The sequence below is a fragment of the Microseira wollei NIES-4236 genome (genome assembly GCF_020521235.1).
GTDB lineage: Bacteria > Cyanobacteriota > Cyanobacteriia > Cyanobacteriales > Aerosakkonemataceae > Microseira > Microseira wollei.
In genome coordinates this window covers 1-17395 of record NZ_BLAY01000197.1, presented here as the reverse complement: position 1 = coordinate 17395, position 17395 = coordinate 1, and the positions used below count along the sequence as shown (strand labels likewise).

Below are 17395 nucleotides of genomic sequence, written 5' to 3'. Positions count from 1 at the left end.
CCCTGACTGCAACCCCATCAATCCCAGTAGGGGCACGGCTTCGATCACCAAAGATTTCTCACCCAAGATTATAGAATGCCGTACCGCGAAACCCCTGACTGCAACCCCATCAATCCCAGTAGGGGCACGGCTTCGATCACCAAAGATTTCTCACCCAAGATTATAGAATGCCGTACCGCGAAACCCCTGACTGCAACCCCATCAATCCCAGTAGGGGCACGGCTTCGATCACCAAAGATTTCTCACCCAAGATTATAGAATGCCGTGCCCCGAAAACCCTGACTGCAACCCCATCCATCCCAGTAGGGGCACGGCTTCGATCACTTTTGATTTCTAGCCAAAGATTATAGAATGCCGTGCCCCGATAGCTTGCACAGAAACCCGGTTTCTTTAAGAAACCGGGTTTCTTTATTTATTATGGCAATAGATTCATCGCCCATTTCAACCACTGTCCCAAAGAACTAATCGGATTTAAGCGATGCAATCCTATGGCGCGTTTTGCGGCAAGGCTATCAACTGCAACTAAAGCCACATATTGCAAACCTAAAAAGCTATCAACTGCTGCATTCGGGCCACCCAAAGTAATCACCCCTGCGGCATACATTCGCCCTACTTTCCGACTGGGACGAAACAAAGCGAATCTTTTTTTCGGCGGTGATGGGGCGGGATTTTGCATATCCACAATTTCAAAATCGTTGCCTACTAGAAAACGCTTCCAAGGGTTGAGGGGAAGGTTATAATGTTCCACCATATCTTTCAGCAACGGTGTTTCCAGAACGCTGGCATTAAGTCCGGTGGAATCGATAATAAAGTCGGTTTCTAGGCGCGTTTGTCCTTTAAAGTCTTTCGTCTGAATGTAGGTAACAAGACCATTCGCTTCCCGTTCGACTTTTTCGACTTCTCCGAATTCAATTTTGTACCAACCTTCTTTCAATCCTTCGTCTATTATCCGCTTCCAATCTTTGCGTTCTGCTGTGGTAGTTCCGCCCCAATCTGTCGTTAGACGGATGCGTTCTTCTGGGTCAGCTTTTTCTAAGATGGCACGCTGTTCGCCCGTCCAACAGCCTTTAGGCCAATTAAACGGTTGAAATTCGTTATGATTGATCACTTTCCGCTGCGACCAACCAAATTTATTACCTTGGGGTTTGGCAAAGCGCATTAAGTGCAAGATTAAAATATTCGGGTTTTTTTGCCTGGTTTCGTAGAGGCGTTGGAGAATACGAGAAGAGACGATTCCCCGACCGCGAATTAGAACTGTACCGCCGCATCGTTCTAAATGTTCGTAAATGTGGTCGTGATATTCGTAAGCGTGGACGACGGATTTAAAATCGCCGGTTTTTTGGCGGTAAGCTTGTAAATCGGGTAAAAATTTAATCGCGGGATAGCCGGTGGCGATGTGGACGTAGCGGGCGATTATAATGGCATGGTCGCGCACCGATGCAGTGGAACGGGAGTAGGCGATCGCATATCGTCCATCATCGGTTTTCCGAATCGCCCGCACTCGTCCGTAACGATACATTTTCTCCCAATTAATTCGCTTTGCTTCCCGGTCTAATGCTGCAAATACATTCCCCGAACGCGGTGTATAAGTTTGAGCAAATGCCGGTTCTGCAAACACTTGCCACAATAACCCCAAGGCTGTTTTAATCTGCCCTTTGAGCAATTCGCGCCAAGCTTCCCGCAGCGCATAACTAGGCCATCCCCAAATATTATCCGGACAAGAATCGGAATTAGAACGCAACCGTTCGTGGGGAAATATTTGGGAATTTCTGCACAATTTTTGGTAATGTCCGTAAGGTTTTTCATCCATTCCCAACGCGACAATTTGACTCGTTTTTGCCCCGTGAATTCTTAACAAATCCACCCAAGCAAAACTACCCAATCCCGCACCCACCGCAACGTAATCTGCTTCATCCACGGGTAACCCCGTTGCGTGCAAATCTTGCAGCGAAACTTGTTGCGCTTCAAATACCGATGGAGGGAAAGATTGAGAGGACGCGGGGGGAGAGGACGCAAAGACGCGGGGAGGCGGGGAGGCGGAGAGTAAAGAATTCTCCGCGTCTCCGAGTCTCCCCGTCCCCGCGTCCTCCCCGATACTGGGAATTTCGATACTTGCAGCTAATGCAATGCTGATTTGATAGGGGCCAATTTGCAGTACATCGCCGTTAGAAATTGTAATTCGCTTTTGGCGTTGACCGTTGACGAAAATGCCGTTACTGCTGTTTTGGTCAATTATTACCAAACCGCCGCGATCTTCGTGAATTAAAGCGTGGAAGCGAGACACTTCACTGCTGTTTAATACCAACTGGGAAACGCGGCGTCCGTTTGCCTGTGTTGGCATACTTTTAAAATCCCGTCCCAAAGCAATGGGAACGGAAAGCAAGGGTTCGTGTCGTTCTCCCGTGGCGGGATCTTCCCATCTGAGGCAAATTAGCAAGGGTTTTGGACTCATCGTACTTTACCCCCAAATTACTGCTTTGGAGCTATTAAAACACTTGCTGCCGCCGCTAGGGAAGTGCCGCACCAAGGACATCCAATATCGAGTCGTTCGTAGGGGGAAATGCGCTGGCATTTGGGACACTGCAAACCATAGGTTTGGTTCGCTCCGGGAACCGCAGGGGGTACGGTGGCATTATTGCGGTGAGGTATTGCCGGAAATTGTCCCTGGTTAGTGCTATGTGCGTGGGGCGAGACTAAAACCGTTGGCGGAACGTTGCTTTCCACAATAGAAACCCCAGTCACTTTGAGTTGCGTTTCTCCCAAATAAATGGTTGTACCCTGGTTTAAAGCTACTTCCGGCACATTGAGTCTCCCACCATCCACCCAAGGCGGATTGGTTTCTCGCAAGTTTCGCAGGTAAAACCGCTGTTGCCAAGCGTTGAAATAAATTTCGATGTGCAGTCCCGATACCGTGGGATGGGATAATACAATATCGCACCGGACGGGATCGCGACCGATGCGAACGGTTCCAGGGTTTTTACTCGCCTGTTGCTCGCTAATTGTTTGGGTTTGTTTTTGTCCTGCGTCTTGCCATTCTAAGGTTAGTTGGTTCATTGTCTTAGGTTTTTAATTGAGTTCATATATTAAGATACGCAGAAAAACCCGGTTTCTCGTCAAGATCTTTGGTTGATCTGTCGAAGAAACCGGGTTTCTGCTCAAGATCTTGGGTTGGCAAACGAGATATTTCTGAAGAAACCCGGTTTCTGATCTGTGGGAGAAACCGGGTTTCTGCTCAAGATATCTCTGAACAACACCTTTGCCTTGCATCCGACACCCTTAAGGGTGTAGCTACACAGACTTTGGCTGCTTTGGTAGCCTGCAAGGATTTTAGCCCACGTAGGTGGGCGAGAGTTTGTGTGCCCGCTTGCGCTGCCCATGCTTTAGCATGTGGGCGTTTCAGAAAATTGGCGAAGGTATTATCTGAAGCAACCCGGTTTCTGATCTGTGGGAGAAACCGGGTTTCTTGAGAGATCTTGGGTTGGGGAACGAAATATCTGTGAAGCAACCCGGTTTCTGGTCAATATCTTGGGTTGGGGAACGAAATATCTGTGAAGCAACCCGGTTACTATTGAGCATTTTCTTCCAAATTGGCTTGAGCGCAGTCGGCGATGATATCCAGACGGAAGTTATCGACCAAATCGGTTAAGGTTTTGGCAAGGGTTTCTTCCTGTGCGGGGATTTGAGCGATCAAATTGCTCAGCAGGTTTTCATCCATTGTAATTGCCGCACGATATAGTTTTTCCAGCCAGGTTTTTGGCATGGTGCTGAGGTCATTTTTGGTTAGTTGCAATGGCTGTTCTGATAATTGGGGTAAGCGAGTTGGATGTTCCCGTTCATAAATATATTGCACCCCTAGATGAGTTGCTATTTTTTCAAATAGTATCTCTTCGTGGAAGGGTTTGGGGAGGAAATCATCGCACCCCGCTGCTAAAATATCTGAGCGTTCTTCTGAGAAAGCGTGAGCAGTCAAGGCAATAATCGTTGTATTTTTACCTTCAGGGTTGGCTTTAATTTGTTGAGTTGCTTCATACCCATCCATTACTGGCATTTGCATATCCATCAAAATCAGGTGCGGTTCCCAATCTTGCCAGATAGCGATCGCTTCTAATCCGTTAACCGCCGAACGCACCTTGAAACCTACTTTTTTCAGCAGCTGAACCATCAGTTGGCGATTTTCCGGCACATCTTCCACAACTAGGATGCGATCGCACTCTTGATTCGGTGCTAAACCAATGACTCGTTTGAAATTTGCTGATGCGTGCGCGTCTGTTTCTTGAGCGAGGCGAACTCTGATATCAAACGTAAAATTTGTCCCCTCACCCACCGTGCTGCTAACGATGATATCTCCCCCCATTAACCGCACAAATTGTCGGCTAATCGGTAAACCCAATCCAGTCCCCTGCATCGAATTGCGACCTGTTTCTGTTTGCACGAATGGTTCAAATAAACTGTTGAGTTCTTCCGCAGCAATTCCCAAACCCGTATCGGCAATTTCAAAGTGAATTAATTGGGTCATAGGTGATTCTTTTCCCTCGCCCATTACTTGCAAACTCACGCTCCCTTGCTGTGTAAATTTGATGGCGTTTTCTAATAAATTAATCAGGACTTGACGTAATTTACTCTCGTCGCAAATCACATATTGGGGAACCTCTGGCATCCGGTTAAAAATAAATTGCAATCCCTTGCCATTAGCTTTGAGTTGCAACATCTCGTGGATTAAGTCTAATAGTCGATACAAATCAAAGTTGCGTTCGTTAAGCGTTAACTTGCCTGCTTCAATTTTGGACATCTCCAAAACATCGTTAATCAAATCCAGCAAGTGTTCCCCACTGCGATTGATGATTCCTAAATGTTTTAGCTGATCTGGAGATAAGCTATCTTCCCGCACTAATAATTGGCTAAAACCAAGGATAGCGTTCAGGGGTGTACGCAATTCGTGGCTCATTTTTGCCAAAAATTGACTTTTGGCACGGTTGGCTATTTCTGCTTGTTCGGCTGCTTCTTGCAATGCTAACTGAGAAAATTCTAACACCGCGAGCATTAGCGCATTCCTCAGTTCCCTTGCAGCATCAATTTCAACTTGTTCCCAAGGTAAAGACTTAAAGCGAACGGTTTCTTTCCACAATTCAAAGGATGTCCGGGGTGACAGGCGCAAGCTGCCGTCATTTTCAATTAAAACAGATCTATCGGGATTTCCTCCCCAGTTTACTGTTTGAATCACTTCCGGTCTAAACCAGAGAATGTTGTAAGAAATCTGATTGATAAAGATAGAAACCGCGAGTAAGCCGCTGGCTGAGTCTTTGAATTCTTTGGCTTGGGGATAAACTTGGGCAAGAGAATTGGTAAAAAATACTTCCTTTCGCTGGGAATTTCTCAGCCAATTCAACAAATCCACAACGTTATTTTTTGGGGGAGTTTGACCAATTAAATTTAGACTATTTCCCAAGTAAACCACCGCTCCTGTGGCATTGACTAACTCGAGTAAACTGCTGCTATTTTGCTCTAATTTATCAGCGATATTCTGAGAGTTTCCATAAATTTCTTGTTGCAATCCTTGGTTAACTTCAAAAACTGTTTTTCGATATGCTTTGGATTCTTCTTCTTGTCTTTGTACAATATAAAGCGACATCATCTGTCCCAATAATTCGCAATATTTGCGGATTTGATAATTAAGATTTCTCGGCGAGTAATGATGACAAGCTATTAATCCCCATAATTTTGTTTCGTGATTTAAAGAAATACTCATAGAAGCGGACATTCCCATGTTTTTGCAATATTGTACGTGGCAAGGAGAAACGCTTCTGAAGATAGAATAACTTAAATCTAAAGGGGCATTTGTCAGCGGGTTATTAGCCGGAATAATTTCAACAGGCTGGTAATTCAGATCGGGGATTAAGCGCAGCCAGTTTTTGTAATAAAGTTTTCTGGCTGGCGGCGGAATGTCGATAGCTGGATAATGTAAATTTAGGTAAGGTTCCAGTTCTTCTTTTTTATCTTCAGCGATTACTACTCCACTGTCATCTGCTTCAAACCGATAGACCATGACTCGGTCATATCCGGTAATGCTTCTGACTTCTTTAGCAATCAATTCGGCTACTTCCTGTACGCTATCAGCTTGTTTTATACTTAAAATCGAGGATTTTACCAAATAGTCAAACCCCTGATTAGAGTTTTTTTGTGAAGATAAGGCGGGTTCGAGTTCCAGAATTAATCCACCGTCGTTCCGATGGACAATGCCATCAAAGACTAAAGTATTATCTCGTGTTTTTACTGAGAATCTCAGAGGATTTAACATCTCCGGATTCTTTTGCGAAAGGCAATGTTTGAGAATTCTGATTTGATATTGAGAAAATATAACGTTTAACTTTTTGTTAATTAACGAGTGAGCGGGAATTCCGAAAAATTGCTCGGTGTTATTACTAACCTGTATAATTTTAAGTTCAGGCTCAAGGAGAACCAAAAGCACTCCGTGAGGCTGAATCGAACCGGGAATATGGATGGCTTCGCCGTAACAGTTTCTGAAGTCTACTTCTTGCGAGGAAACACTGATAAGATCGCTCATTTTTCCTTGTCCAATTTATAACTAAATTATTGCAGTGGCAGGTGGGGGTAGTTAAACTTAAGCACCCACTGGCTAGATCCCAGATCCCCAACTTCTTAGAGAAATCGGGGATCTGGCATCTGCGATCTACCCTAAGAGGGATAACAAAAATTGATTTTTTTGAGTATAACACAACGGACGCTAAGAATATGTCGGCTTGCGTAGCGATCCCAATATTTTTTTTACTAGGCAACATCCAATTCATCTAACACCAACACGCGCAATTCTGTCACCCGTCTAAGTATTACATCATTGGTTAGAAATGCTTCACAATTGGCTGCTAAGGCGACAGCAATCTGAAAAGCGTCAGGTAATTGAAGATTGTATCTAGCTCGAATTTGCTCCGCTTGGATTGCTAGGTATTGGCTAGCAATTGGCACAAATTCAATATTTGCACTGTTCGTAAGTAAATCAATGAAGTAGCGTTGAAATTCTATTTGCCCCAAGCTGTAGGGACGCACTAAACACTCAGCTAAAGTCACGGGTGAAGCAACACCTATTAGGGTTCCTTCGTTAATCCGCTCGAAAAATGCTCTAGCCAGGTCAAAGTATTGAGGGTTTCTTTCAACAAAGTAAATAACGGTTGCGCTGTCTAAAAACAGCCGACTCACACCTTGTAAGCTATCTGCAATCGTCACTCTTGTTTCTCCGATTCCTTTTGTTGGATTTCAAGTTCTGGAAACTCACCCCGCCTAATACGGTTCACGTATTCTTGAGCATCCATACCTCCTAGCAGATTGGGGGCGACTCCGGCAAATTCCATGACATTGCGACGGGGTTTGCGTTTGATGTCGCAATTTCTAAGTCTTTGAACTAAGTAAGAAATTAGCTGTAATTGCTCATCGGGTGAAAGCTCATCTGCTAATCTCTTGATTTCGGATAATTCTTTAGACATTTTGATTCATTCGACCGTTTGAAGTCAAGGCCATTTTCCCCTCTTTGATGCTATTTTATCAGCCCAACGAGTGGTTTCTGGTAAGCGATATTTGGGCGTGCATTGCATCACATAATCAATAGCAGTAGGCAAACTGATGCGATGTCCGCTGGAAATGTAAATGGGTTTGACTCCGGTGCGAGTCCGCAAAATCGCCCCTATTGTCTCGCTTTGATCTATTAAAGGTTTCCAACTTCCCCTTGCGTCTGGTAACGTTTCGTGCTTGCCAATTAGCAATGATTTGGCGACTCCAATGGTGGGAAAATCGATCAAAACTCCTAAATGGCAGGCAATGCCAAAGCGGCGGGGATGGGCGATGCCTTGACCGTCGCATAAGATTAAATCGGGAGTGAGGGTGAGTTTTTCCAAGGCGTCGATGACGGTGGGAACTTCTCGGAATGAAAGAAATCCGGGGATGTAAGGGAAGGTGGTGGGACGATTGGCGATCGCATATTCCTTCAACTCCAATTGGGGAAAACTTAACACCGCCACCGCCGCCCGCGTTATCGTGCCATTTTCCTCAAATCCTACATCCACCCCAGCGACATGCTGCACCGCCCCCAATTGGTCACAGGTTATCACTTCACCTGCGAGTTGCTGCTGAATCGGGATTGCTTCTTCAACTGTACTAGGCCATGCATGGCGTTGATTTATTTTCATAAAATACAAACTGGGGAAGAAAATTTTTATACTTGTTTTATTTATACATAGGACTTACGCCCATATTCCCGGTTTCTATGAAAAATAGTTGGTTTGGCAACCAGAGATATGCATACCCTAGCTGGCGCGAACGACGGTCGAAACCGGATTTCTGGCCTCGTCCTGCGTAAGTCCTGATACAGATACACTGACATAAACCGCCCTTTCGGGCGAAGTTTTTTTACTGCCAATGGTGCAAAATTTACGATCGGCGACACCCCACATCCTATACCCGACAGATGCACAATAAAAACATCATGATCGAACAAATTTTAGGTTCACGCTATAAGGTTATCGAAATTTTAGGTGCGGGGGGGTTCAGCCAAACTTATGTGGCAGAAGATATGCAGCGCCCCGGTAATCCCCGATGCGTTGTGAAGCAATTTAAACCTGCAAAGCCAAATCCGGCGGTTTTGCCCGTGGCGCGGCGACTTTTCCATACTGAGGGGCAAACCCTCGAAAGACTGGGCAAACACGACCAAATTCCCCGATTGTTGGCTTACTTTGAAGAGAATGAAGAATTTTACTTGGTGCAAGAGTTGATCGAAGGGCATTCTTTGTCCTCTGAACTACCGCCTGGTCAAAAACAATCGGAAGCTTATGTTATAAACTTGCTGCAAGATGTGCTGAAAATTCTGGAATTTGTACACGGGGAAGGGGTAATTCATCGCGATATCAAGCCCAGCAATTTGATTCGTCGCGCCTCGGATGGCAAATTAGTTTTGATCGATTTTGGGGCGGTGAAGGATATTGGAAATCAGATAACCGATGAGATAACCGATGTTCCTACCGAGGCGATGTGCGAGCGCACGGCGATGACAGTAGCTATCGGAACTCAAGGTTATATGCCGAGAGAACAATTGGCAGGTCAACCTCACTTTAATAGCGATATTTATGCATTGGGGGCAATCGCAATTAAGGCTTTGACGGGAATCAATCCTGGCGATCTGCCCTACGATAAACATACTTCTGAGATTATCTGGCGCGATGCAGCAAAGGTGAGCGACGGGTTGGCGGCTATTTTAGATAAAATGGTGCGCTGTTATTTTGGCGAGCGCTATCAGTCGGCGACCGAAGTTTTACAGGCGCTGCAAATGCTTTCTCAAACTGTCGATTCTACTTGGATCGATGCACCACCTGTTGATAGACTGCGCCACCGCCAGCCTGAGCGAAAATTGTTGTTGGCGGGGGGAGCGATCGCTTCTGCTGCGATTGCTTTCTTTTTCTGGACAACAAGCGTACAGCCTCCCGCAAAAATCCCAGAAACCAATATTATTTCTACTCCCGAAACTGATAGCAGTGCTGCTCAACGGATTAGCTTCGGCGACCGAATTTTAGCGTTTGGATCGGATAATCCCGCCAAACAAGAAGGCGCGGATTTCATCAGAACTGGCGATTACAAGCAAGCAATCAAGGCTTTTGAAGCTGTCCGCAGTGCGGATATTACCGACCCAGAAACTTTAATTTATTTGAATAATGCGCGGATTGGTAATGGGAAATCTTATGCGATCGCAGCCGCCGTCCCCCTGGGAATTACTCCCGATTCTGCCAATGAAATGTTGCGGGGAATTGCCCAAGCGCAAGATGAAATTAATGCGGCTGGCGGGATTAATGGCGTGCCTTTAAAAGTGGCAATTGCCAACGATGATAACCGCCCCATAATAGCCAAATCCCTGGCGCAAGAATTAGTTAAAAACCCAGAAATTTTGGGCGTGGTGGGACACGGAATCAGCGATACGACTTTAGCCGCCGGAGCAATTTATCAATCCGGGGAATTAGTTGCCATTGCCCCTGTAAGTTCGGCGATTCAACTGTCGGAATTGGGACGCTATGTGTTTCGGATCATGCCAAGCGATCGCTACGCAGCCAGGGCGCTTTCGAATTATATGTCAAATCAGTTAAACAAGCAAAAAGCCGTTGTTTTTTACAACGGAAACAGCGTTTATAGTCAATCGATTAAAAATGAATTTAAAGATGCTTTGTTCTATCGAGGTGGCGGTAAAGTAATCGTTGAATTTGATTTATCCCGCCCTGATTTTCATGCCAGAAAAAGCGTTGAAAGCGCTATAAAACATGGCGCAGATGCGATTGTATTGCTGCCTTCTAACGATGTTTTAGACCGCGCGCTTCAAGTGGTTTATGTTAACCGTCGCCGCTTAAATATGCTGGCGGGAGATGGTTTTTATCTGACTAAAACTCTGGAAATTGCTGGGGAAGATGCGGAGGGAATGGTGCTAGCAGTTCCTGGCAGTCTTGTAGGGGAAAGGGGGCAACAATTTCGCGCTAAAGCAATGCAACTTTGGGGGAAAAATTCCACAGACCAAACTTTAAATAATGGTAAGAATATAGATAATAATTTATTGCCGTCCGAGCGAGTTAGCGTGAATTGGCGCACCGCACTTACTTACGATGCTACCCAAGCTTTAATTGCTGCAATTCGCCACAATCCGACTCGCAACGGCGTGCAGCGATCGCTTTCCGCATCGAATTTTTCGGTAATAGGATCTACGGGAATTGTCAGTTTTCGTCCTACAGGCGATCGAGAAGCTGCGGTTCAATTAGTTGTGGTGAAACCTACTAAAAATGGCTATCAGTTTAAACCGCTGGAATAAGATAATTTCAGATTTTAGATTTCAGATTGCAGATTTCAGATTTAATTTGAATTGGCAATCTGCCATCTGCAATCTACAATCTTAAATTCCCACACAGGGTAATTTAACCGTAAATCTTGTCCATCCGCTGCTACTTTCTGCTTGAATTGTTCCTTGGAGTTTTTCCACAAGCTGCTGCACAATGGCTAATCCTAACCCAGTGCCGCTTTGCAACTGGGCATTTTTGTGAGTCCCTCGATAAAATTTTTCAAAAATATGGGGAATATCTGTTTCTGTAATTTCAGCTTCATTGGCGATAATAAAAGTAGTTACGGCAGGATTTGTCGGGGAGGAAGCGGGTTGATAAATCACCTGAAATTTGATTTGTCCACCAGAGCATGTATACTTGCAGGCATTGTTGAGTAGTTCTGTTAAAATCCGCTTTAAGCTAGTTGTATCGACTGTGAAATGTGGCAAGTTGGGTGGGATTTTAATTTTGAATATTTGCTGGCGATCGCGGGTGCGAATTTCAAAGGGTTCTAGCAGTCCTGTCAACCAGTATTCCAGGTTAATATTTTCATAGTCAAGTGGATATTCTGCGGCTTCTAACTTTCGCCAATTCAAGAGGTTATTAATTAAATCGTTTCCTTGGTCGCAGACGGTTTCTAATATATCCAGATACTGCTTTTGTTGCTGTGGATTTGGCTCGATAATTCTTAAAGTTTCGGCGATTAATTTTATATTAGCAAGCGGCGCTCTCAAATCGTGGCTCACAGTCGAAATCAGCTCATCTTTTTGCCGCTCTAGTTGTTGTAGTTCTTCGATTTTTTGTTGCAGTTGTTTAACGTTGGTTTGTTTGGCGAGTCGGGAAGCGATCGCCTCCAACAATTCTTTTCTTCTAAACGGTTTAGTCAGATAATCATCCGCCCCTAAATTCATCCCTTGACGCAGATCATCGCGGGTGGTTTTTGCCGTCAAAAATATGAATGGAATCGTTGCCGTTGCCCCATCTTGGCGCAACGCTGTCAGCACCCCGTATCCATCCATATCCGGCATCATAATATCGCAAACAATTAAATCGGGCAATTGTTCTTTTGCCATTTGAATCCCCATTTTGCCGTCTGCTGCAACAATCGCATCGAATCCTCCCGATTCCAGGATTTCTTTAATGTTAAGACCGACGGTTGTCTCATCTTCAATTACTAAAATTGTTTGATTCATGGGTCATGGGTGATTAACAATTAACAATTACTTGGCAAAGGCAGCGTGACAATAAATGTAGTCCCCCTAGAAATTTTACTCTTAAAAGCGATCTGTCCACCGTGTAAGTCCACCGCTCTTTTAACAATTGCTAATCCTAATCCCGTTCCAGAGATATTCTCAACATTTTTACCCCGATAGAAAGGTTCAAATAAGTGGTCTTCGTCTTCTGGGGGAATGCCTATTCCCTCATCTTCTACCTGCAAGATGGCATGGCTATCTTGATAATATAGCCTCAGAGAAACATTTCCCCCATATGGGGAATATTTTATCGCATTCGAGACCAGGTTGTTCAGAATGTATCGCAGCAGTTTTTCATCCAGGCCAGGTATAAATTCGGTCTTGGGTAATCGGTCTGGGGTCAGTTCAAAGGTAATCCTGTGCTGATAGCCAGCACTAAGTTGCATTTCTTCGACGAAATCGCGGCAAAATTCCACCAAATTAATCGGTGATGGTTTAAACTCTAGTTTTCCGGCTTCTGCCCTGCCAATTACTAAAACATCGTTCAATAGCTGAGTCATATTCAAGCAAGCGGTTTGAATTCGCTGGATATGTTCGAGTTGTTTTTCGGTTGAGTTCTCTTCGACATAATATTCGAGTAAATCCGCAGAAGATAAAATGGTGCTAAGGGGCGTGCGAAACTCGTGGGAGGCCATTGTAATAAAGCGGGTTTTGAGTTCGCTGAGTTCTTTTTCTTTAGCCAAAGCGTTACGAATTTCTTCTTCGGCTTGTTTGCGATCGCTGATATCAAAAATTACCCCATCGATCCACAAAACTTCCCCCCCCTCGCCGTACTTGGCTTGACCTCGATCGGCTACCCATCGGATGCTACCATCGGGTTGCACAATGCGGTATTCGAGCTGAAATGATTTCTTAAGAGCTACCGCGTCTGGCACCGAAGTTTCGACCAGTGGAATGTCTTGGGGATGGATAATACTGGTAAATGTACGAACTCGGTTGCCAATCAGGCGTTGCATATTGGCGGGATGATTTTGATTGTTTTGTGGGATGGGCGTCTCGCCCGTCTTGTTTTGTGGGATGGGCGTCTCGCCCGTCTTGTTTTGTGGGATGGGCGTCTTGCCCGTCTCGTTTTGTGGGATGGGCGTCTCGCCCGTCTTGTTTTGTGGGATGGGCGTCTCGCCCGTCTCTGGAATTATCCGGGCGGGCAAGATGCCCACCCCACAAGAATCATCCCTTGACTGTGCAACGCCGCCAATAAAGTCCTTTGCGGGGTAGTGAGAAATATTGGCGATGGCATCGCTAATATACTCCATTGTCCGGTGAGAATCGCCAGTGGAGCGATAAATTGCCCCCGGTACGTTGACGACTAAAGATCTAAACCGTTCCTCGCTTTTCCGCAACGCTGCTTCTGCCAATTTGCGATCGGTAATATCGGTATCTGTCCCTATCATGCGATACGCCTTACCCGATGCATCTCGAATTGCCGTGCCGCGAGCGAGAAACCAGCGGATGCTACCATCTTTGTGCAGCATCCGGTGTTCGACGCTGTATTCCTTAGTCAATCCTTGCAGGTAGGCATCCGCCACCACCATCACCTGTTCGCCGTCGTCGGGATGCACCAACTTGCCCCAATGGTCGAGATGGTTTGGGATTTCGCTGTCTGCATACCCCAGAATCGCTTTTAAGAAGGGATCGACATAAATTTCGTTGGTTTCCAGGTTCCAATCCCAAACGCCGACTTTTCCGGCGCTCACTGCTAGGGTATATCGTTTTTGGCTTTCTTGCAGCGCTTGCTCTGCCATCTTGCGATCGCTGATATCCTCGGCAATCCCGGTAACGCGGTATACTTTCCCGCTGCGATCGCGCACGGGAAACGCGCGATCGCGTATCCAGCGGATCGACCCATCGGGTTGAATAATCCGATACTCTTCGTCATACTCGCCTTTAACTTGTTTGGGCATAGCAGCAACGACGCGAGATCGGTCTTCCGGATGAATCGCATCTAGAAAAGATTTAGGCGTGGCGTATAATGCGGCACAAGTTCTGCCCCAAATTTTTTCATAGGCGGGAGAAACGTAAATCATCTGATTCTTGTTGGGATCGGTCATCCAGAAAACGCTCTCGATATTTTCCGCTAATTGCCGGAATCGTTCCTCGCTTTCTTGCAGCGCCTGCTGCGCTAGTTTGCGATCGCTGATATCCCGCTGGACGCCAAAATGTCCGACAATCCTGCCACTTTGGTCGTAAAGACAAATATAATCTCCCTCAATCCAAATTGGCGTCCCGTCCAACTTGCGCTCGTTAGTTTCAACGTGCAGTCTTCCCAGATCAAAAAATTGCTTCCATACCTGTCTGCCATAATCTAGATCGTGGGCAAACAAATCCTTGGGAGTCAGCCCTAGAAACTGCTCTATTGTAGCGCCGTATTGAGCCAGCATGGCATCGTTGATTTTTGTCATCCGCTGGTGAGAAAAGACATAATCCAAGACTTTTTCTTTATCAACCGTGTCATCCCAACCCACTGGTTCCTCTAGCATCATAAAAAAGAAACCATCCAAGGATTGGGAGAAAAACAATTCTAATTCTTGCTGACTCTTTGCCAGCGCTAATTCTGCCTGCCTGCGATCGATAATTTCCTGTTCCAGATCGTGGTTGGCGATCAATAATGCTGCCGTGCGTTCCGCGACTCGCATTTCTAGCTCTTCTTTCGCCTGTTGCAGCGCCATCTGCGCTAACTTTCGCTCCGTAATATCTTCAGCTATTCCTGTTATTCTGTATACTTCTCCTAACTGATTCCGAATCGGAAAGCCGCGGTCGTGAACCCAGCGAATCGCTCCGGTTTCATGTACTATTTTATACTCATCATCTGTCTGGTGGCCTTGGATTTGTCGAGCGAAGGCAGCCTCGACGCGAGGGCGATCCTCTGGATGCACGGCATCGAGAAACGAGTTAGGATCCTGGTATAAACTCGTACAACTGCGACCCCAAATTTCTTCGTAAGCCGGACTAATGTAGAGTAATTGGGGCGGATTTACCTGGCGCATCCAGAAAATATCGCGGATGTTTTCTGCCATCTGACGAAAGCGCTCATCGCTTTCTTGGAGAAACTCAATTAATCCAGTTTGTACCTGTTCAGCTCGCTTGCGCTTAGTAATATCCCGCACCAAAGCGAGCATATATTGCTCATGGTTCCACTCTAACAATCCTACGCGGATTTCCACTGGAAAAGTCGAACCATCCTTGCGTTTGATCGCAGCTTCAAAGGTATCATCGCCTCTGAGATCCCTCTGCTGCTTGAATAATTGGGCAAATCTTTTCTCAGACCAATTCGGGTCGAGGTCCCAAAGTCCTAAAGTTAGCAGTTCCGCATAAGTATATCCTAAATCTTGACAGGATCGCTGGTTGACTTCAACAAACCACCCTTCTAAATCAATAACAAAAATTCCATCTCTAGCTTGGTCAATTAAACAGCGAAATCGATCTTCGCTTTCCCGTAAAGAAACAATCAATTGCGTTTGTAAATTTTCGGCTTCTTTGCGCTCGGTAATATCTTGCACTACCATCATCCCGGCAAAAATTTCGCCTTGCTCGTTTTTTACCGGCAGCGCCTGCACGTAGCCGATCCGATTGCGAAACGACATTTCCCAAGCGATCTCTTCGCCAACAAGAACTGAACGATAAATTGGCTCTAGTTCTTCACAAATTTCCGGTGGAAAAACTTCCCAAATCGTTTTTCCTTCCATAGTTTCTTTGTCAAGACCAACCAGCGGTAATCCCTGCCCTTCGGCGAGCGAGTAGCGCAGGTTGGAGTCAAACAACAGAACGATCCCGTTAGGAAAGTTTTGCGCCAGAGTGCGATAAAGGTTTTCACTTTTGCGCAGCGCCGCTTCAGTTTGTTTGCGCGAGGTAATATCGCAAGCGGTACCGAGAATTTGCTGGGGCGAACCGTCAGAATTTCGCAAAAAAACAGTATCCCGACTCAAAAACCAGCGCCATTCACCATTTTTTTGTCTAATGCGGTACTCGGTTTCAATGACTTCCCCATCTTTTGTTGTGGCAAATTTTTGCAACATTGCCTGTATATTCGCCAGATCGTCGGGATGCATCACCGTCGAGAAAAATGCCGCTCCTAGCTGTTGAATTTCTGCGAATGTATAGCCCAAAACCACACTCGCCTGGTGATTGCAATAGATATTGCGGTTTTCGATAATGTCGTAAATATAAATAATGCCTGGAACTGCATCGGCAATACTTTGAATAAAACGCTCGCTTGCTTGTAATGCTGCTGCTGCTTGCTGGCGATTGCTAATATCCAAGTCTACCCCAGCCATGCGGACGGGTGCGCCAGTTTCGTCGTAAACAACTCGACCTCTGCTCCTCACCCAACGGATGTCACCATTAGACGCAACCACGCGGAATTCAACGTCATAGTCTTGTTTTTCCTCCAGACAAGCGCGGATGGCATCGGTGACCCTGGCGCGGTCTTGCTCGTACACAATCCCCAAAAATTCTTCGTAACTCCCCTCACAGCTGTCAAGCTTAATACCATAAATCTGTTCCAAGTTCGGCGACCAACTGGTCGCCCCGGTTAAAATATTCCAATCCCAGATTCCCATGTCCGCAGCATCCAAAGCTAGGCGCAGTCGTTCCTCGCTATCTCGCATTGCCGTTTCTGCCTGTCTGCGTTCGGTAATATCAATCCCCGTGCTGACGATATACTCCACAGCGCCAGAAGAGTTAACTAAGGCGTTATTAGACCAGGCAATCAGTCGCAGAGTGCCATCCTTGGCGACCCAATAATTTTCCCACTGCTTGGGAAACTCTCTGTGCTGTTCCAACACTCCTGTAACTGCCTCCACTGGTTCTGGAATTAAGCACAAATCCCAACAAGACTTGCCCAGTACCTCTTCAAAAGAGTACCCAGTTGTTGCCTCGCAAGCACTGTTGAAACGAACAATTTTCCCCTTCAGGTCAATAACGACGACCAAGACACCAATTTGGTCTAGAACTGCAGCTAGGAAGTCCCGCTCGGTATGAAGTCCCGCTTCTATGTTGTCTAGAGTCATACGCCCAAATGCTGACGCTCCCAATTAATCACCAGTTATAACAATTTTGCTCGAGCATATATACCACCGGCGGGAGTAGAGGAGCACACCGCGAACCTACTGTCAGGCATTGGAGTAAATTCAGATCTTGCACCTAAAATCTCCGGACGGGCGAGACGCCCATCCCACAAGAGATTAATGATTAATTTTTCTTGTGGGGTGGGTATTTGGCGCCAAAGTCGCCCATCCCACAAGAGATTAATGATTAATTTTTCTTGTGGGGTGGGTATTTGGCGCCAAAGTC

At 45.9% G+C, this 17395-nt stretch carries 10 protein-coding genes; 1 reads left to right on the top strand and 9 read right to left on the bottom strand.

Translation table 11 applies throughout. The annotated features are described in order from the left end of the window. Nucleotides 1-160: 160 nt before the first annotated feature. From MiSe_RS40600 to nfi, 7 genes are all read right to left on the bottom strand, one after another. Nucleotides 161-298: a hypothetical protein gene (locus MiSe_RS40600; protein WP_226591506.1), complete on the bottom strand. Its 138-nt coding sequence runs from the start codon at nucleotides 296-298 to the stop codon at nucleotides 161-163. A gap of 117 nt (nucleotides 299-415) precedes the next feature. Beyond that, nucleotides 416-2452: an FHA domain-containing protein gene (locus MiSe_RS40595; protein WP_226591504.1), complete on the bottom strand. Its 2037-nt coding sequence runs from the start codon at nucleotides 2450-2452 to the stop codon at nucleotides 416-418. A 17-nt stretch (nucleotides 2453-2469) separates the two neighbouring features. Then, entirely contained in the window at nucleotides 2470-3054 is a 585-nt protein-coding gene (locus MiSe_RS40590; RefSeq protein WP_226591502.1) for an FHA domain-containing protein, read from the bottom strand. A gap of 511 nt (nucleotides 3055-3565) precedes the next feature. After that, the gene (locus MiSe_RS40585; protein WP_226591500.1) at nucleotides 3566-6562 is read right to left on the bottom strand and encodes a response regulator; all 2997 of its coding nucleotides are present in this window, start codon (nucleotides 6560-6562) and stop codon (nucleotides 3566-3568) included. Between the two features lie 224 nt (nucleotides 6563-6786). Further along, nucleotides 6787-7239, bottom strand: a complete 453-nt coding sequence (locus tag MiSe_RS40580) for a type II toxin-antitoxin system VapC family toxin (protein WP_226591497.1) — start codon at nucleotides 7237-7239, stop codon at nucleotides 6787-6789. Next, on the bottom strand, nucleotides 7236-7496 hold the full coding sequence (locus tag MiSe_RS40575; RefSeq protein WP_226591495.1) for a hypothetical protein: 261 nt from the start codon (nucleotides 7494-7496) through the stop codon (nucleotides 7236-7238). Before MiSe_RS40575 ends, MiSe_RS40580 begins: the two co-directional genes overlap by 4 nt. 24 nt (nucleotides 7497-7520) lie before the next feature. After that, the gene (gene nfi, locus MiSe_RS40570; RefSeq protein ID WP_226591493.1) at nucleotides 7521-8195 is read right to left on the bottom strand and encodes a deoxyribonuclease V; all 675 of its coding nucleotides are present in this window, start codon (nucleotides 8193-8195) and stop codon (nucleotides 7521-7523) included. A 296-nt stretch (nucleotides 8196-8491) separates the two neighbouring features. On the opposite strand from nfi, the gene MiSe_RS40565 reads away from it, so the two are divergent. Then, nucleotides 8492-10846, top strand: coding sequence for a bifunctional serine/threonine-protein kinase/ABC transporter substrate-binding protein (locus MiSe_RS40565; RefSeq protein ID WP_226591491.1), 2355 nt, complete (start codon nucleotides 8492-8494; stop codon nucleotides 10844-10846). Nucleotides 10847-10927: 81 nt separating this feature from the next. Here the strand turns inward: MiSe_RS40565 and MiSe_RS40560 are convergent, their stop codons facing one another. Next, a complete protein-coding gene (locus tag MiSe_RS40560) occupies nucleotides 10928-12046 on the bottom strand; it encodes a hybrid sensor histidine kinase/response regulator (RefSeq protein WP_226591489.1) in 1119 nt (372 codons plus the stop codon). Nucleotides 12047-12066: 20 nt separating this feature from the next. Further along, on the bottom strand, nucleotides 12067-17112 hold the full coding sequence (locus tag MiSe_RS40555; protein ID WP_226591487.1) for a PAS domain-containing sensor histidine kinase: 5046 nt from the start codon (nucleotides 17110-17112) through the stop codon (nucleotides 12067-12069). Between the last annotated feature and the right edge of the window lie 283 nt (nucleotides 17113-17395).